The organism is Arenibacter antarcticus, assembly GCF_041320605.1.
Lineage (GTDB): Bacteria > Bacteroidota > Bacteroidia > Flavobacteriales > Flavobacteriaceae > Arenibacter > Arenibacter antarcticus.
Genome location: NZ_CP166679.1, coordinates 171,651 through 191,740, shown reverse-complemented (window position 1 = coordinate 191,740; position 20,090 = coordinate 171,651). Strand labels below are relative to the sequence as shown.

Annotated in this window: 10 protein-coding genes and 1 tRNA gene; 5 read left to right on the top strand and 6 right to left on the bottom strand. The window is 40.0% G+C overall.

Annotated elements, in window-relative coordinates:
* The first annotated feature begins 111 nt into the window (after nt 1-111).
* From KCTC52924_RS00815 to KCTC52924_RS00800, 4 genes are all read left to right on the top strand, one after another.
* Nucleotides 112-8,598: a T9SS type B sorting domain-containing protein gene (locus tag KCTC52924_RS00815; protein WP_251808657.1), complete on the top strand. Its 8,487-nt coding sequence runs from the start codon at nt 112-114 to the stop codon at nt 8,596-8,598.
* Nucleotides 8,599-8,677: 79 nt separating this feature from the next.
* Nucleotides 8,678-9,145, top strand: coding sequence for a GIY-YIG nuclease family protein (locus KCTC52924_RS00810; protein WP_251808658.1), 468 nt, complete (start codon nt 8,678-8,680; stop codon nt 9,143-9,145).
* A 26-nt stretch (nt 9,146-9,171) separates the two neighbouring features.
* Nucleotides 9,172-9,411: a GIY-YIG nuclease family protein gene (locus KCTC52924_RS00805; protein ID WP_251808794.1), complete on the top strand. Its 240-nt coding sequence runs from the start codon at nt 9,172-9,174 to the stop codon at nt 9,409-9,411.
* Nucleotides 9,402-9,479: transfer RNA gene (locus KCTC52924_RS00800), tRNA-Pro, on the top strand. Before KCTC52924_RS00805 ends, KCTC52924_RS00800 begins: the two co-directional genes overlap by 10 nt.
* A gap of 138 nt (nt 9,480-9,617) precedes the next feature.
* Here KCTC52924_RS00800 and nagA read toward each other — a convergent pair.
* The 6 genes from nagA to KCTC52924_RS00770 form a co-directional block, all read right to left on the bottom strand.
* Nucleotides 9,618-10,805, bottom strand: a complete 1,188-nt coding sequence (gene nagA / locus KCTC52924_RS00795) for an N-acetylglucosamine-6-phosphate deacetylase (RefSeq protein WP_251808659.1) — start codon at nt 10,803-10,805, stop codon at nt 9,618-9,620.
* A 7-nt stretch (nt 10,806-10,812) separates the two neighbouring features.
* A complete protein-coding gene (locus KCTC52924_RS00790; RefSeq protein WP_251808660.1) occupies nt 10,813-12,279 on the bottom strand; it encodes a sodium:solute symporter family protein in 1,467 nt (488 codons plus the stop codon).
* 46 nt (nt 12,280-12,325) lie between these two features.
* A complete protein-coding gene (locus tag KCTC52924_RS00785) occupies nt 12,326-13,357 on the bottom strand; it encodes a Gfo/Idh/MocA family protein (RefSeq protein WP_251808661.1) in 1,032 nt (343 codons plus the stop codon).
* 128 nt (nt 13,358-13,485) lie between these two features.
* Entirely contained in the window at nt 13,486-14,244 is a 759-nt protein-coding gene (locus tag KCTC52924_RS00780; RefSeq protein ID WP_251808662.1) for a glucosamine-6-phosphate deaminase, read from the bottom strand.
* Nucleotides 14,245-14,404: 160 nt separating this feature from the next.
* Nucleotides 14,405-15,202, bottom strand: a complete 798-nt coding sequence (locus KCTC52924_RS00775) for a DUF1080 domain-containing protein (protein WP_251808663.1) — start codon at nt 15,200-15,202, stop codon at nt 14,405-14,407.
* A 158-nt stretch (nt 15,203-15,360) separates the two neighbouring features.
* Complete coding sequence (locus KCTC52924_RS00770) at nt 15,361-16,461, bottom strand: substrate-binding domain-containing protein (RefSeq protein WP_251808664.1); 1,101 nt, start codon at nt 16,459-16,461, stop codon at nt 15,361-15,363.
* 478 nt (nt 16,462-16,939) lie between these two features.
* Here KCTC52924_RS00770 and KCTC52924_RS00765 point away from each other — a divergent pair, with 478 nt between their 5' ends.
* Nucleotides 16,940-20,074: a TonB-dependent receptor gene (locus KCTC52924_RS00765; RefSeq protein WP_251808665.1), complete on the top strand. Its 3,135-nt coding sequence runs from the start codon at nt 16,940-16,942 to the stop codon at nt 20,072-20,074.
* Nucleotides 20,075-20,090: the final 16 nt, after the last annotated feature.

Here is a 20,090-nt window from a genome sequence, read left to right as displayed (position 1 = left end):
TAATATTTTGCCTTAAATCATAAAGATAATTATAAAATATAAGTATAAAACATTACCTGAAAATATAATTTGATCCCAAATCCAAATATATTTTAAAAACCTACTTAACCTATGCTTCCACAAAAACCACGGCACCTCCTGTATGCCTCTTTGTTGATAATGCTATCAATAGTCTGTACCTCTGCAGTAGCAAAATCAATAATCTATAAATTAGCTGCAGATATTTCGACTGCATTAAAAATTGTTGATTCCAGTAAAGAATTTAAAATTCATTCTGAGACAGCATTGACTTCCCTAAATAACGGAAGGGATGGTTTAGAGGAACTAAGTTTGGTTCCTGCAATGATGGGTCCCTCTATTATCATCAATGCGGATGGTTATGATGTTTGTAACAATGATGGTAGTATGATGGCAAGTTATACCCTATGTGGTGATTTTGATGATCGACTTGTGGCGTTACAGAGTTCTTACAGTAGTTACGATTGGCAACAGTATAAACCAACAGTCGGCTGTGTTTTTAATGTAGATGATGAATGTGCCAATACCAGTCTTAGTTGTTGGGAAACCATTAGTAATAGCAATACATTTAACATCGATGCTAGCATCATTAATTCTTCAACTGGGGCAGGGTATAGGGTTAGGGTTAATGGTACTGGTCCATATTACTACTTTAATGTTAAGAAAAATACCATAACCCAAACATTTGTAAAAAGAAATTTTATTTGTAGTGTTCCTGGAAGGATTCAAATCACTAATCTTCCCAGTTCCTATGAGTACAGTATAGACAATGGAAGTGGTTTTGGATCATGGCAAGGGCCTATTTTCGACAATTTGATGCCCGGGACCTATGTGGTAAAGGCAAGGTTGAAAAACACCCAAAACACCTGTGAATATTTATATGATACCATAGAAATCGAACAAAGGGATATCGATATTGATCTTACTTTTATAGATGCACAATGCAGTGGGGATACCGGAAGCATTTCAGTGGCGGTCCATAATGTTCCTGGGTCATATAGGTATACGTTGTTGGACGTTAATGGGACACCACAGGAATTCACCTCTTTTATACCTGCTAACAATTATGTTTTTAGTGCTGTGGGTTTTGGCAGGTATAGCGTAAGGGTAGAAACACAGCAATGTATGGGAGATGCTGCTTTAGGAATTGCTCCTCCATCCCAAGATTTGGATGTCAATGGTAATCCCATTGTAATAGGGGAAGGAATTGTTGCCCTGGATGCATCTACCGAGGTCAATAATAGTTTTGGTTGTAGCGTTGCCAGTGTGGGTATTGCGGTTAGAACTTCGGGAGGGACGGCGCCATATACATTTAGAGTAAATGGTACGGGGCCTTCCAGTAGCCCATATTCCGATAATACCGTCTATACCGTTACTAGCCCAGGATCTTATGATTTTTTAATTACCGATAGTAATGGATGTACCATTACCGCTTCTGCCAGTGTAGAGGAATTAACTCCCCCCCATATTACAGTTAGTGGAATAGATGGTACGTGCACCAATGGAGGTGCCAAACTGAATTTTAATGTAGTAGATGCAAAGGGGTATAATTTGTTTTTTAGGGCGAGCCCAAGTGAATCCTGGACTACCAATCCAATGATTACCGTTCCAGCGGGCAGCTATAATACCATCCAAGTACGATACCAACAAGGTGGTTTCGACTGTATTTTGGACTTACCTAATTCCGTAAATGTTGCTACCACCGGGGTTATATCTGGAAATGCCGTAAAAATCTCAGATAGGACCTGTGATGGCATGGGAGGGACCAATGGGGGAGAAATTGAGTTTCAGGGTCCCTTTACGGGAGGTTCTGGAAGTGGTTATGTCTTTAGTATATCTGGGGATGCCCCCGCCAACTTTAGTACACAAACAGTCTACAATAATTTGGCTCCCGGAACCTATACCCCAATAATAAGGGATAGTGGTGGGTGTCGTTTGGAATTGACTCCGATAACCATTCATAATATTGATCCCCCAACAGCAATTGCTTTTGCCCAAAGTAATGTAAACTGTTCTGCGGGAACCGTAGACGTGGAATTAGCGGTTACCAGTAATTACCTCATTGCCAAATATGAGGTTATTGGTCCAGGTCCTACAATTGACAATGGGACTGATGCTGTATTTACAGGATTGAATACTGCAACGGCATATCAATTTAGAGTAACCGATGTAAATGGTTGTTCCTATACCAATAGTTTTACCCCTACAACAATTAGTTCTATTCGGGTGCGGGTAAAGTTGGGCGGGGATACACAGGTTTGTATCGGAGCTAGTGACGGTACAGGTGCCTTTTTTATAGACGGTTTTTACAACAACTATACCTATAATATTAACGGCGGACCCGAAAGTGCGCCACAAAGTGGAGATGAGGTGGTGTTGTCCCCATCTGGTATGGGTACTTATATAATTACGGTAACCGACGTTGATACAGGTTGTACGGATACAAATTCTATCAGTATTTTGGAGCCTTCATCTGCGTTATCATTAACGGCTACGGTTACCGCTATGAGCTGTGCTAATAGCAATAGAGGTAGGGTAGTGGCCAATTCTTCCGGTGGATGGGGTGATCATAAGTATACATTGACACCTCCTACGGGACCAGCGAATGGTCCAACATCAAGTAGAACGTTCGGAAACCTGACTCAAGCGGGAGCTTATACATTGACCCTTACCGATTCTGAGGGATGTACAGAAGTTTTCAATTTTAACCTTACTCCTATAAGTGCTCCAACCATTACTTTGGATGCTGGAGCCTCGGATTTTTGTTATGTTCCAGGGACTGGTGCTGTTTTAGCGGTGAATTCAACTGCAGGGACTGCACCCATATCCAGTCATCTATATCGTATCATCGGACTAACATCTTGGCAGCCCAGTCCTTTGTTTACTGGAGTACCTCAAGGAAATCATACGATTGAGGTGATTGATGACAATAGTTGTAGGCACAGTATAAATGTTACCGTTAATCCTATACTGAGGGTGACTACGAGTATAGAAAGCGAGATACCTTGTGGCATTAATCCCGGGCAGATACGTGTCCGTGTTTCCGGGGGATACCGCACAGGAACCGGACCTAAGCAGTATGAGGTTAGTTCAGATGACGGAGTAACCTATGGAGCTTCACAAGCATTGGTTTCCAATAATTTTTTATTTGATACATCAAATCCCGGTACTTATGTTTTTAGAGTTACCGATAATGAGGGATGTATTGCCGATTCCAATCCTTTGGTATTAAGTCCGCCTGAAAATATTGCGCCCGCAAGTTTTTCAGTTTTTCCTCCTACATGTGGCGAAACGGATAGCGGTAGGGCAATAATCAGTCCAGATGGCACTAGCGGGGTAGCACCGTACGAAGTAAGTTTTGAGGGAGGTACATTCTCATCACAATCAGTATATTCCAATTTAAATGCAGGACAAACCTATACATTTATTGTTAGGGATGACAGAGGGTGTATGACTATTTTACAAAATTTGACGATTCCAAATGCTGGGCCTGCTCCTGATGCAACTGTCAATGCAAATTTGGCAACCTGTAATTCGGGGACGGTTGAAGGGTCAATCGATGTGACTGCAGTAACAGGGGGTGCTCCGGATTTTATATATATATTGGAAAACCAATTTGGTGTTGAACTAGACAGAATTGGTCCAACATCAAGTACTACTGAAACTTTTAATAACGTAATCCCAGGCCTTTACACAGTAGTAACTTTGGATGCCAGTGGATGTAGAGATGAAGATGTTGTTGTCGTTGATGATTCAGATTTAGATATTGTTCCTGACTCGGTAACTGCACCAGTTTGTGCTATTGGCGGATTTACGAATACAGTCGAAATTAATGGAGGAGACGGAACCTTAGGTTTTGAAATACGGTTGGTGACAAATCCAATAAGTAGTTTTGTTCCTGTAAATAGCCCACCAAGAAGGCATACATTCAATAACCTGCAGTATGGTGTAAGTTATACTGTAGAGGTGTTGGACGTGGCTACTGGCTGTTCTTATATTGAAGTTATTGATCCTATAGATGGTCCTTTGCCTTTGGATGTTACTGCTACTTCTACTGCGGGTTTTTGCGATGCAACCCGAAACGGACAAATAGAGTTCACCATTACTGGCTTCAATTCAGGTGATGATTTATTGATTGAGATTTACAATGTGGATGATGGTACATTACATAGTACTGATAATCCGACAAATGTAACCAGTATTTCTTATGTGAATACATTTGGAACCTTACCTGGCAATTATCAGGTAATTGTTACCAATCAAACAGATAGTTGTAGCGATGGAGCATTAATTACTATTAATCAAAACCTTCCTGACATTGATATTTTGATTGAAGAGCCTGCAAATTGTAATGCAGATGGACAATTTACGGTAGTTGGCTCAGGTGGTTCAGGTGGTCCTTATGAGTTTGCATTTGGTCCTACGGGATTTGATCCAACAGCTACTTTTTCTACTGTGACAACCTTCACTGGGCCTGCAGGGAACTATGATGTTTACGTAAGGGATGCTAGTGGCTGTACTTCTTTTGATATTGCCACCTTAATTGATTTGAATCCAGTATTACCACCACCGACAATAAGTGTAGTAAATCAATGTGTGGTTACAGCTACCTCATTTGAGATTTATGTTTCTATACCAAATAGTGTGGATACACCTAGGTTTACTTTGGGGGGAAGTACCCAAATAGGAGTGCTAAATGGAGCTGTATATGAGGCTACTTTTTATGTAAATAGCCCAGGAGCTTATACTGTTGATGTGGTTGATGCGAATGGTTGTAGCAGTCAAGCGATTGCAGATGTATATGAATTTATATCTGTAAGAGGTGGTTTCACTACAATGCCCAATTGTTTAATAGCAGATGGAACAATAACTACTCAGGTAGTAGGGGGTAGCGGCAACTTTAGTTATCAATTAAAAAATGATGGTGGAGGGAATATAGGAGCTCCTATAGTAGGTGATAGATCAGCAGGGGTATTTACAGGAATCGCCACTGGAAATTATAGTATACATATAGTAGATACCGAAACCTTTTGTCAGGATACGGTTGTAATAATTTTGCAAAACCCTGTTACTCCAGATGTCTCCGGTGTTATTAAGCAGGATGTTTCCTGTTTTGGCGTTAACGATGGAAGTATTGATATTACACTTAGTGCTGGAAGTGATGTAGATAGTCCTATGGATTACCGTTTGGTTAATTTTGATACTAGGGTACTTATAATCAATAATAGCTCAGGTTCCTTTGGTAGCCTATCTCCTGGTCGTTATGAAGTAGAGGTGGTTTCTGCAAGGAATTGTGAAGGTTTGTCGGAATTAATTGAAATTGTGGCACCTCTAGACTTTACTATATCTGCCAGTGCGCCAGATTTTGCTTGTGAAGTAGGAGTAAATAGATATAGTTCTACTATTATTACTGTCAATGTGGTAGACGCTGGAACCCTGGGTTCTGGTTACCAGTATAGTATAACTGGATTTAATAATTACCAGACGGCAAATACTTTTGAAATAATAGATAACGGTACACCGCAGAATATTACAGTCTATGCGATTGATGGTAACGGGTGTAGGGCATTCGTTGACTTGCCCACCATTAACCCTCCAACGAATGTAATTCCCAACTTATCAGTGCTAAGCGTGCTTAATTGCATTGATCCTGAGAAAGTTAGGATAGATGTGGTGGGAACTAACAACTTTACTGTGACCATTAACTCAGTGATTCCCGTAGCACCAGTGACGATTATAGGAAATAGTTTTGCGCTGATAGATCTACCTGCCGCTGGAGATTATCTCTTTGAGGTTACGGATAATATAGGTAAATGCACCTATCCTATGCCGAAACATACGGTAAATAATCCTGAGGTACCCGTTGTGGTGATTAGCGAAGCCAAACCTATAACTTGTTTTGGAGCAAATGATGGTGAGTTGGCTATAGAGGTAACCAATTATTTAGGGGATTATACCTACAACGTATACAGAAGTGATGATTTAACCGCTTCAACCTCTCTTATGACAGGAAATTTTAATAGCAGTGATAATCCAGAGAGAATTACCGGTCTGCCGGGAGGTAACTTTTATGTAGTCATCAGTTCAGATGATGTTCCCTATTGCTCTGGAAATAGCAGTGTAGCAACGATCAGAACACCAAATGGGACTTTATCCATTAGCGCTATAGAAATAGGGAACGTTAGTTGTAACGATAATACCGGCAAGATAGAGGCCACAGGAATAGGCGGTTGGGATATTGCACCTTATGAGTACTCCCTTTCTGTAGAAAGCCCATTGGGGAGCAATAACTTTGTGGAAATTGAGGCTTTTAGCGTTAATAATGAGTTCGATAATCGCTCTAGTGGTAATTATAGGGTCTCCATAAGGGATATGGAGGGGTGTGCAGCTAGCTATGACATATTGTTAAGTCCTATTGATCCCATAATAGCTGGTATAAGGGAGCCGAAAGGTTTGGTGTGTCCTGGTGGGAACAACGCGGTTTTGGAGGCTTTTGACCCCACAACAGGAGATGCTTCAACCGCAACGGCAGGCGCTTCGGGCGGTGTTTTCGGAGCAGGCTATAAATTTCAGTTGATCTATTTAGGTAGCGATGATATAACCGACGAGTTGTCTAGAAGTGGGCTTCAAGATTCACCAACATTTGAAAGTACAACGGGAGGATTTATCAGCGGGGGCTGGTATGCTATTGAAGTTTCCTCAAGTTATGACTGTATTGGTGTAACACAACCTTATTATGTAAATCCGCCGGCACCCATCCAACCTAGATTAGTACAGGTACAGGCTCCGGGCTGCGGGGGCTTTGGCCAAATAAGGCTTAGTGTGGAGAATCCTGAAGTAGGTTTTGTATATGAATATAGAGCTTATAATGCAACACCATCCGATCCTTATGTAGAAATGATAGGTAGTTTTGAATTGATTAATGTTGGGCCAGGATTTTATCAATATGATATTCGTAAGAAAGATCTATTAGGCCTTAATGTTTGTAAGAGTGTTCGGTCACAGGGGATAAGTCTTGTGGATGCAGAACAAGTAGAACTGGTTCCCAATTTACCGGATGATATTTCCTGTGCCTCGGAATTAGATGGTAGGATAGAATCATTTGCTGCTGGTGGGGTTGGTAATTATTTATACACCCTATATGTGGGAAATCCGGGTGATCCTTTTTCTCCAAATGCTACGTCAACTATTTTTAGGCCCGCGCAAAATGATGGTACTTTTGAAGCGCTACCAGAAGGCACAGATTATTATATTGGGGTTACAAGTGGCCTAAATTGTGGGGATATAAAAGGACCAATGGAAATCATCAGACCGGCTCCAATTGAGTTTAACACAGCTTCCAATCCGGTTACATGTAGTGGATTGATAAATGGATCCATCGCAATAGAAGTGACTTTAGGTGGGGAAGGGTTGATTCAGTTTGCCATTACGCCAGATTTCAATAAATTTTTCAGTGATCCTGTAAATCCCAATGCATTTACTTTTACGGACCTTGCACCTGGAAACTATGAAATATTGATACAGGATGAAAAAGGATGTAATGAGAAAAGAACCTTAACGATTTTAGAACCAGATGAGCTAACTACTACAGTTGTAACCACCCCCGAAACCTGTATAAACGCTTCGGATGGCTCAGCACAATTGAGTGTTAATGGAGGTACCCCATTCTTGGATGTCCTTAATGGTACAGAATACTTTGAGACAAAACTAATAGGACCCAATTCCGTGGGTGATGAGGTTTTTGTGAGAAACAATTCGCTATTCTTAGATAATCTTATAGGTGGGGAGACTTATGTGGTGTTTATCCGCGACTCTATGGGTTGTGAAACAGATATTAGTGTACCAATTCGAATAGGGGTCGATTTAACTTCGGAAGCAATAGTAGCGTATGGTTGTGAGGGGATATTCCCAAACAGTACCGTAAACATTAGGATGGACGATGCTAGTCTGCTTCCACGATTGCTGTTTTCCTTGGATATAGATGATATTACAATGGCTAATAACCAGACTCGTTTTGGAGATTTGCCTGTGGGTGATCATACTGTTTATATCTACCATGAAAATGGATGTGCAACATCTGTTGACTTTGTAGTTAATGCCTATGAGCCTTTGACTTTGACGGCGATAAAAACTGGCCCCAACGCGCTAACCGCCTTGGCTTCTGGTGGTTTTGGAGGCTATGAATACTTTTTCCAAGGGGATTCCTATGGAGTGGTAAATGTGTTTTTATCCAATCAAGATACCAATGTTACTGTAAGAGTAGTAGATCAAATGGGTTGCGAGGCAACCATCTCTATTCCCTTTAAATTTACTGGAAAGTTGGATATTCCGAATTTCTTTACTCCAAACGGGGATAATAAGAACGACAAGTGGTTCCCGGGAAATAGGGATTTCTTTCCAAATATTGAGGTGAAGATCTATGACCGCTACGGAAGGGTAGTGGCACTGCTAGACCAGGTATCCGGTTGGGATGGAACCTATGAAGGCAAGGAATTGCCTACAGGGGATTATTGGTATGAGGTAAATGCCAATGATCAGGATAAACAACGGTTTATGGGGCATTTTACACTTTATAGATAAAGCGATTAACCCATGTAATCTTATGTAAATTGGGGGACTTAGTATTTTAATTTCTTATTTATGGTCAATCAGTTTTTATTTGGCAAGATTATTATATATTTGCAGTCTGAAAAAAATTATTTTTTTTCGGGGTGTACCACGCCAAATGCGTGGCAGGTCTAGCCCGGTTATCGCGCCTGCTTTGGGAGCAGGAGGTCGTCACGCTCTAAGCGTGACCACCCTAGCAAAAATAACTATGGTCGTTTATATTTTATATAGCGAGAAACGTTCAAGATATTATGTAGGTCAGACTGCAGATATTGAAAAAAGATTGAAAAGACATAACTTAGGAATTGTTCCCTTAACAAAGAGTGGAATTCCTTGGGAATTAGTTTTGCAAATTGAGGTATTATCACGATCCGAAGCCGTAGTTTTGGAGCAAAGAATAAAGAATCGAGGAGCAAAACGTTTTATAGATAACCATTTCGAGGTGTACCACGCCAAACGCGTGGCAGGTCTAGCCCGGTTATCGCGCCTGTTTTGGGAGCAGGAGGTCGTCACGCTCTAAGCGTGACCACCCTAGCAAAAGTAACTATGGTCGTTTATATTTTATATAGCGAGAAACGTTCAAGATATTATGTAGGTCAGACTGCAGATATTGAAAAAAGATTGAAAAGACATAACTTAGGAATTGTTCCCTCAACAAAGAGTGGAATTCCTTGGGAATTAGTTTTGCAAATTGAGGTATTATCACGATCCGAAGCCGTAGTTTTGGAGCAAAGAATAAAGAATCGAGGAGCAAAACGTTTTATAGATAACCATTTCGGGGTGTAGCGTAGCCCGGTTATCGCGCCTGCTTTGGGAGCAGGAGGTCGCAGGTTCGAATCCTGCCACCCCGACCAAAAAAAAATCCGATCACATTTGTGATCGGATTTTTTGTTTGTATCAAGTTTATGAAAAAGTAAAAGTCTTTTTTTTGAACCAAAATCACTACGGATAAGGTTTATTTAAAATACTTGATAATCCGACATTTATTATTCTTAATTCCGGCTGTATACTCGTTTTCCTCCAACGATGGTTTCCTGAATTTCTATATTTTGATCAAAAATAACAATGTCGGCGTCTTTTCCAACAGATAAGCTTCCCTTTTTATGATCGATGCCCATAATACGTGCCGGGGTAGTAGTCATCATCATTATGGCATCTAGCAGCGATACATCCGCCATTCTTATCATATTTCTAACTAGGCGGTCAGCGGTAGCAACACTTCCAGCAAAGGCAGTGCGATCTGGTAGTTTTGCTACGCCATCTTCTACAATAACCTTTAATCCATGGTCTTTATGTCCAAGAACACTTTCTCCTGGTGAACATCCTGCAGCGCGCATGGCATCTGTTATCAGTGCTATTTTATGAGGACCCTTTACTTTGTAAATCAATTTTAGTAGGGGGGAGGGAAGGTGGATTCCATCAGCAATTATTTCCACGTCCAATTCGTCCATCAATAAGGAACTTTCTATTACGCCTGCAAATCGGAAGGCATTTTTTCGGCTTACTCCAGACATGCCGGAATAGAGGTGAGTCGACAATGAAAAGCCGTTTTCTACGGCATCTACCACCTCTTCGTAAATAGCATCCGTATGGGCAATGGATGCCAGAACCTTATTTTCGCGAAGATAACGCCCAAATTCCATAGCGCCCTTTAGTTCCGGTGCGGCACTCCAACGTACTATATGTTTGGATCTTTGCAGAATTTCCTGGTATTCAACTGGATTTGGATCCCGGATATATCTGGGGTCCTGTGCGCCTCTTTGGCTCATGGCGAAATACGGTCCTTCTAAGTGTAGTCCTAAAAATTCAGCACCGTTGTTATTGATGTTATTGGCCTGTTCGTAAATCTCCAAGGTGTTTAGTAAATCGTCCTTACTCCCTGTTAAGGTGGTTGGTAACATAGCCGTTGTACCATACTTGGCATGCAATTCGGCAATTTTCAGAAAACCCGTTACCTCTCCATCCATAAAATCGTGTCCACCACCACCATGAACATGGATATCAATAAAGCCAGGTGAGATATACCGATCTTTGGCATCAATTACGATGGCATTGTCTACCTTTTTGACTTCGCCTTCGTATATTGCAGTGATTTTGTTTCCAAAAATTTCAATGGTTCCCTTGGGAATTATTCTAAAGGGAGTAATAATTTTTCCGTTGTGTATTACGAGTTTTTGCATAGTTTATTTATATATCCGCTATTGCTGTCTCTAAATCTTTTACTTCGTTGGAAATAGGTTCCTTTAAGATCCATCCAAGTATACAATAGACTAACATACTGACAATTACCGGCATGCCTACTTCCAAGGCCATACTATCCATAGGTATTATTTTGGTTATGCTGAAGGCGGTTAATCCTGCTAAAACTGAGGAAATAGCAGCTATTGGGCCACAGTTTCTGAACATAGGTATCAATCCAAACAAGAGCGGTACCGCAATAGGCCCCAAAAGGGCACCAAACCAAGTAACAATAAGTCCTAATACCCCTCCAAAATATTCATATTGAAACGCGATTATAATGGTAAGTGTGGTAAAAACAAAGGTAGTTATCCTAGCGGTAAACAATGAAGTCCCTTTGTTTTTAAATTTACCAGACACTACTGGAAGTATATCCCGTGTGATAACGGCAGAAATAGTATTTACATCAGACGAGGTCATGGACATGGTATTAGCAAACAAAGAAGCAATGACCAGACCGATCAGTCCATTGGGCAAAAGGTTTTGTATTAAAAGGCCATAGGATTCAGAAGGGTCCTCCATCTCAGGTAGAATAAGGGGGGCTGCCCACATAGGGAAAAATAGGATCAAGGGCCATATTAAATAGAGAATCCCCGAGAGATAGGCCGCTTTTGAAGCTTCACCTTCGGTGTTAGATGAAATGTACCTTGTGGCAAGTGGCCAGCTTCCCCCGTTATAACTCAGGAAGTTAATAAAGAGAAAGACCAAGGCGAAGCCTACAGTATAGGGATCGTTGAATAATTGACTGTTTTCAGAAGGGAGTTGATCCCATATACCAAAAATTGAGTCCCAGCCTTCAAATCGGTTCAATACCACAACAAACATGGTAATCCCAGCTACCAGTTGTACCAAGAATTGAGCTAGATCGGTCAAAATTACGGCCCAAAGTCCACCAATAGTTATATATATCAATGAAACACCGCCCGATATCAATATTCCATGAGTAAAGGAAATTCCTGTAGTTACGTTAAGCAGTATGGCAATGGCTGCCCACTTGGCACCAACATCAAAAAGTTTTAGCGTTACACCTACCCAGGCTATCAGCTGTTGGGTAAAAACATTATAGCGTATAGCTAAATATTCCAATGGGGATTGTATTTTAAATTTTTTCCGCAAACGTACCCAATAGACGGGGAAAATTTTAGCGGTCGCTATTATTGCCGTTCCAATTGTAAATGCCCACCAGATATAAAGCGAAAATCCATACGTATAGGCAAGGGCTGCATAAGCCACAAAAACAGCGCCACTATATCCTGAAACATGATGGGAAATACCAGATAACCACCAAGGTAAGTGGCCGCCAGCAACAAAAAAATCCTCTGAACTCTTGTTTTTAAAATAGGCATATACACCTATGAGAATCATTGATAAAAAAAAGATGCCAATGACTAAAAAATCGATATAGTTTAATTCCATAGTTGTTTGATTATTGGTTCTGTAAGGACAGTTTTAAATTTGGTTGTTATTTTAATTCGATTATTTGTTTTTCCTTGGAAGATTTATAAATGGCCGAAATCAGTTCCAAGGATTTAAGGGCGCTTTCTCCATTTACTTCGGGGTCTCGATCATTGCGAACTGCCAGAACCATTTCTTTTAGTTGAGCCAAGTGCAAACGATAATCTACAGACATGGGGTCTGATGCGCCACTAGAAGATATTTCATCAGTCTTTTTTGTTGTTGCTTCACAACCTTTTAAATTCCAGCTAACTATTTCACCCCCCTCATAGATAATACTTCCGTTTTCACCAAATATTTCCAAACGGTCCTTATAGCCAGGATATAATGATGTGCCTCCTTCAATGGTCCCCATAGCGCCATTTTTAAAATCTAACATGGCAATTCCAATATCTTCCCCCTCTATATCGTGCACCATGGTCTTTACTTTGCCAAAAACGCTCTCCACATCTCCCATGATATCTAGTAACAGATCAATGGTATGGATGCCTTGGTTTATTAAGGCTGCCCCGCCGTCCCCCGTGAGAGTCCCTTTCCAGTCGCTAGTTTTATAATAGGCTTCATCCCGATACCATTTGATGTACGCATTTCCCAAAATTAATTTCCCCAAAGCACCCTGATGGACTGCTTGTTTCAGCCGTAAATAGGCTGGATTGAATCGATTTTGAAAAATGACCCCCAGTTTCACGTTTTGCGCACGGCATACCGCTATAATACGGCTGGCCCGTTCTACTGTCACCTCTAAAGGTTTTTCTACAATCACATGCTTCCCTGCCATAGCCGCCGCTAGTATGGGTTCCATATGCCTGCCGCTCTCGGTACAAACAGAAATAATATCTAAGTCGTCCCTGAGCAAAAACTCTTCTAAATTTGAATAGGCAGGTACCCCAAATTTTTCGGAGGCTACTTTTGCCCTTTCCGGAGTAGAACTGCAGACCGCTATTAATTTACAGTCTTCAAGTTCTTGAATACTCTTGGCGTGGTGTGATGCAATAGCACCTGTTCCTATGATTCCAAATCCGAGTTTTTTTCTATCCATAATTTTATTAGTAATTATTTGTTCAGTATTAATGCGTTGAATGACTGTTTTGTGTTATTTCCATATAGCTTATTTCGGCCGTAACGGTCTTCATACCCAATAAACGGTGCACAAAACGAATAAATCTATTATAGCTTCGCTGCAGAACCCTTGTCAAGGAACATTCTTGTATCGGGATGTTTTCTTAAAATTGTAGCAGGGCATTCAGTACTTATTGGATTATAAAGGGTATTGTACACTGCTTGGGCCTTTCTTTGGTCGGGAACTACACAGCTAATTGTTTTACAGCTTAATATTGCCGGAATGGTCACCGTTAAAGCCTGTTTTGGAACATCGTCCATGGTAGGGAACCATCCTTCTCCAATTTGCTGGTTTTTACATGCTTCGTCTAGTGTTACCAGTTTTACCCATTCAGGATCGTTAAAATCAGCCACTGGTGGATCGTTAAAGGCAATGTGGCCGTTCTCACCAATGCCGATACAGGCAATGTCTATAGGATGTTTTTTCAGCTCAATGGCATATTGTTGTATCTCTTGTTCAATATCTACCGCATCCCCGTTTAAGAAATACACTTTTTTTGGTTCCACTTCATCCAGAATTCTTTCCTTTAGATATTTTCGGAAACTGGCAGGGTGCGTGTTAGAAATCCCCCTGTATTCATCCAAGTGAAAGACCGTTATTTTTTGCCAGTCGATCTCCTTGTTCTTCAAATCCTTTAAAAATGTAAACTGGGAAGCTCCGGTCGCCAAAATAAGATTGGCATACCCTTTTAAGGCAATCGCCTCTTTCAGCTTACTCTCTACAAAATTCGCTGCGGCACCTCCCATTTCGTCAGGGTTTTCATAAATGGATATTGAGATGTTTTCAATAGTTAGATCAGTCTTCATATACAAATTTTTTAGTCACTTTTTTAACAATATTTCTACTTTATTCGACAAGCTTAAGAGCTTACACAGCACTAAGAATACTAAATGTTGTAAGTTGCAGCCTGGCCTCCAAACAGTACCGTAACCCCTTAAGTGGTTCTTATTTGGTAAGTGGTGTATATTATTCCTTTGCTGGGGTTTTTCTAATCTTGATATTTCTGAACCAAGCATCGTCCTTATGGTTTTGCAGGACTATATGTCCTTTTCGTTTTTCTAAAAATTGAGGAATGTCCCTATATTTACTGGCTTGGAACAAAGAGTCCAAATGCGGGGAACCCAATTCATAGGTTAATACAAGGTCCCCATTTAACCAATGTTCAACATGATTGCCATTAATGGAAATTTTGCTTGAATTATATTCTCCCACAGGTTTGATTCTGGTATTTTTTGGAATGACCAAATCGTACAGACCACCGGTGTATTGTGAGGGTTTTAACTTCCCGGCATAGGTGCTATCCTTGTCGTCGAGTAATTGATATTCAAATCCCAAAGCAGAATATTTGGAATCGTATTTTTGTGACATTTCCTCTGATACATTATACTTTAGGCCGGTATTTCCTTGATTGGATATTTTCCATTCAAAATATAATTCAAAGTTGTCAAAAGAATCTTCGGTCATTAGATCTCCACCTTCCATTGGTTGTCCATCGGCAAGGGATGGAACCTCGCCAGAGTTCAGTTTCCGTATCGCACCGTCTTCGATCTTCCAATGTTCCTTCTGGACCATATCCCGACCTAGACTTCGCCATCCATTAAAGGTTTTACCGTCGAAAAGTAGTATCCATCCTTCGTTTGTTTCTGCGGTAGTTAATGTATTGATTGCGCTTTCTTTCTGTTGGGAGTTTTTTTCTTCTTGCTTTGACTTGCAGCTTATAATAAGCAAAGTGGGTAGTATAACTCCTATGAGTAACTTTTTCATTTTCATTTTTTATTATTTCATCCTTTTACCTCTCGCATTGCTTTGTTAAGATTCTTTTCCTAATGTTAGAGCACTGCTGATTCTATGGTATTACGCACTAATTTTTGATGCTAGACTCTGTGTTTTTTGTAATGCTCTTTATATGTTAGATTTAACTTTTAATCTGGATTTTTCATAGTATTGGGTTGATCGACAACAACAGGTTCCTGAAACTTTATATAATAATCTATATTTTCTTTTATAATAATATCTAGTGGTAGGTGCTGTATTTTTACAAGAGATTTCTTGTGTACAAAATACTCGAAAAGTGCCTTAACGGCCATCGTTCCTTGCGAAATTGGCCTTTGGGATATAAGAAAATCGATATTCCCATTCTTCATTTCGCGGATATTTTCCTGCAGCATGTCAAACCCTACTACTTTAATTGAAAGTTCGTGCATGGTGTGATATTTTGCTATGATATGGGCTCTGGAATTGGTGACGAAAACCCCTTTAGTTCCCGGGTTCTTAATGTAGTATTTTGTGAGTTCCCGTGTAATATCCACTTCTTCGATAGAGGGTACCGTAATGGTATTTATCTTTCCTTTTCCTGTTTCTTTCAAAGAATGGAAAAATTCGCGAAATCCTTTTTCAATGATATTAATATGGCTGTTTTCCAGACCTTTTACAAAATTCAATATAAGAATGTCATCGGAACTGTTCAATATGGAGCTCATAAGCTTGCCTGCCACATGGCCACTTCCGTTAAGGTCGGGTCCTATATAAGAAAGATTGTTTTGGTTTGGGATAATTGCATCGATAAAGATGTAAGGGATTTTTTTGGCGTCGAGCTTTTTAATAAACAATAGGCTCTCTTTTTCAAAAAGAGGGGCTAGTATTACGCCATTGGGATTCATAGCGAGTAAAGCATCTGCACTTTCTACAAAACTCGATTCGTCAAAAAGATTGTATTCAATAGAATGACAGGCGATGCCAAAATCTCTGTAATCAACAATTGCTTCTTCTATGCCTCGCTTGGGAAGGCTCCAATAGCTATTTGGGTTGCTCGCTCTGGGAAGAAGACTGCATATATTGAACTGTTGTCCCAGGGCTAGGGTTCTGGCCAAAAGATTGGGGTTGAAATTGAGATTTTTGATCGCCTCCTCGACTTTTTTTTGTTTTACCGCGGAGACTTTCCCTCTTTTGTGTATCACCCTGTCAACGGTTCCTATAGAAACATTTGCATAATCGGCGAGGTCCTGAATAGTTGTTTTTTTCACTTTACCCATTGTTGTAAAAAATAGAGCAGCGCAATAGCTGCTTATGTGTGCGCACACAAATGTATAAAATTTATATTATATAAATGAATTTAATATCGAATATTTCAATATTATCATGCTAATATTTGGTGTTATATGTTTCTGTACTATATATTTGTGTAGCCACACATTTTTCATAATTTTCTTGTTTTTTAAAAATATTTACTTAATTTCGAGATTCGATATTTGATTGCCCTTAAATATAAACGTTTTGAAAGTATACTATATATAGGGTGTTAGAAGGTATAAGTGTAAGGGAATCCAGTAAATGATAAGAAAAGCAAACGTTGCTATTTTTTTATTTTTTTTAATAATGTGTACCTACACATTATTAACTTAAGTTGACGTAGAAGGGTTTCGGTAGATTGTGCGGAAATCTGTTAGTTTCGATAAGTAACGTATAACCAATATGAATAACCAATATAAATAAGATAATTATATGGAAAAATTAAAATTAATTTTAGGGAGTGGTATGGCGGCTGTGGCATTTCTATTTCCAGTAAATGGTGAGTGTAATAATTCAATGAAGGCCTTCAGTGATACGGCCCCCGTTGAAATGGTGAATACTAGGACGCCTAATGCTAGTGAAATTAAAAGACTGGGTGTTGTTCAAGGTTGGGATGTAACAGGTAGGATACTCGATAAGGCTGGGGTGCCATTACCTGGTGCGACTATTGTGGAAAAGGGTACTTCAAATGGTACCATGACAGATTTTGATGGGAATTTCTCATTAATGGTTTCTGAAAAGGATGCTGTCCTTTTAATATCATATATAGGCTATGTTAAGCAAGAGGTGGTTGTAAAGGGTCAAGAAATTATAAATGTTGTTTTGGATGAAGATGCGGAGAAATTAGATGAAGTGGTGGTGGTAGGATATGGTACTCAAAAAAGGAAGGATCTTACTGGTGCTATTACAAGTGTTAATGTTGATGCCATGCCACCTTCGGCAAATACAAATGTCATGCAGGCGATGCGGGGACAAACGGCAGGCCTAAATGTGGACGGAGGTTCTATGGCGGGAAGTGAGCCTAGTTTTACCATTAGAGGAAAAACTTCTTTGTCCGCGAGTAATGGGCCTTTAATTGTATTGGATGGTATTATCTATAATGGAACTATGTCTAGTATAAATGTATCAGATATCGAAAAGGTTGATATTTTGAAGGGTGCTAGTGCTGCAGCTGTTTATGGTTCTAGATCTGCAAACGGGGTAGTGCTTGTTACTACGAAAAAAGGAAAGAGGGGGGAAGGTCCTAAGATAAACTTCAGTGCTAATAGTGGTTTGCAAGGGTACGCAAATAACCCAGTGAAATATATGAATGGTGAGCAATATGCGAAAAGGTTAGTCGATTATAATTACTTTCAGAGTTTGTATAGTTGGTATGGGAAAAATCCATCGGGGCCAAGTGATCAGGCCGGAAGGCCGGTTCATCCTGGTTATCAGGAACAAAGTGTTCTCAATGTTTTAAAATCAGATGATGAAAGGGCTAATTATGTTGCGGGAAATGAAATTAATTGGATTGATGAGGTTACTAGAACGGCACCAATATCTAATTACAATCTAAGTATTTCAGGGGCTGGTGATGGCTTTTCTTATTATGTTTCTGGGTCGTCAACAGACCAAAAGGGTGTTTTAATAGGAGATCAATTTAAAAGAAATACTTTAAATAGTAAAGTAGAGGGGGACTTGGTTGATTGGGTTACCGTAGGGGTGAATATGTCGTATTCCTACCAAGATCATTCAGGATTGGCAGCTCCTATGGGGTCCGCTTTAAATGCTAGCCCCTTGGCTAGTAAATTTGATGAAAATGGGATATATCCAAGCCGATTTAATCAGGAATTTTTAATGGCACATCCGCTGCGTTATGAATATGTTGAAAATGATGATATTCGAAAAAATTTATTCGTTACCGCTTATATGAAGGTGGAGGTACCTGGTGTTGAGGGGTTAAATTATGATTTTAATTACTCCAGCAATACAACAAGCCAAAGAAATAGAACTTTTTATCCAAGTACGGTAGAGGAAGCTTCCGCTGTAAATGGTCGCGGGAAAATCGAAAATAATGAACGGACAAACTGGACATACAATCATATTTTTAACTACCGGAAGAGTGTTGCTCAAATGCACAATATAGACATGACATTGGTTTATACCAGAGACCATACCGCTTGGAATGGATCTGTTATGGATGCCAATAGGTTTACGAGCGAAATTCTTGGATTTAATGATATGGGATTGGCAGAGCAATATACTGTTGGTTCTGGTGCATGGGAGGAAAGTGTTGTAGGTTATATGGCTAGAATAAATTATGGGTTCGACAGTCGTTACCTACTTACGGGTACCTACCGTAGGGATGGTTATTCAGGATTTGGGAAAAAGAATAAGTTTGTAGACTTCTTTGCGCTTTCCGCAGCTTGGAATGTTACGGAAGAAGTATTTATGAAAAGCACATCGGACTGGCTTAATACCTTAAAAGTGAGAGTCTCTCATGGTGAAAATGGTAACCAAGGGATTGGGGCGTACTCCAGTTTATCGAGGTTAAGTGCTAGATATTATGCGTTTGGTTCAGGGTCAGCCATTGGTACGCTTCCGACTTCTATGGGGAATGCCGGATTAAGTTGGGAAACCACTTTATCCACAAATGTTGGTTTGGATTATTCATTTGCAAATAACAGGATTTCAGGATCCATCGATGTTTATAAGGCGGATACAAAAAATGTGTTGGTGAATAGATCATTGCCAGGTGCCACAGGGTATAAAAGCGTATGGGCTAATATAGGGGAGATTGCTAATAAAGGAATTGAAGCTGAAGTATCGACCGTAAATTTGGATGGCCCATTGCGGTGGGAAAGTAGATTGGTGTTTTCGTTAAATCGAAATGAAATTATTGAACTCTATGGAGATGGTAGGGACGATGTAGGCAACAGTTGGTTTATTGGCGAGCCTATTGGAGCTATATACGACTATAAACGAACAGGTGGTGTATGGTCTGAGGAAGAGCTGTATGATGGAGAAACACTCGACAACTTTTATCCTGGTCAATTTAAATTGGCAGATCTGAATGGTGATAATAGAATAACTGCGGACGATAGGACCATTGTTGGGAATACGGAGCCTAAATATAGGTTCAGTATCAATAATAGCTTAGCATACAAAAACCTATCCCTGTCCTTCCTTATTAATTCCGTTCAAGGGGGGGATGGGTATTATATTGGAGATCTTAAGTACTTGCTAGAAGCCACATCCAGTTTTGATTATGCGCAAAGGGCCAATCAACCTGCAATTAGACAAAATTGGACACCTGATAATGGAGTTAATGATGCCCCAGCAGTATATAATTATCCAAGTGTATCCTCTGGAAATTATCAGGATAGAAGCTTTGTGAGATTACAGGACATCTCTTTAGGATATAAGTTTAACCAGAATATTTTAGACACCCTTAAGGCACAAGATTTTCAAATCTACTTGAGTGGGCAAAATTTGTACACATGGACCAATTGGGAGGGATATGACCCTGAAAGTGGGTACTCCTTAATGATAAGGAATATTAGTATGGGACTTAGGTTAAGTTATTAAAGAGAATGGAATTCAA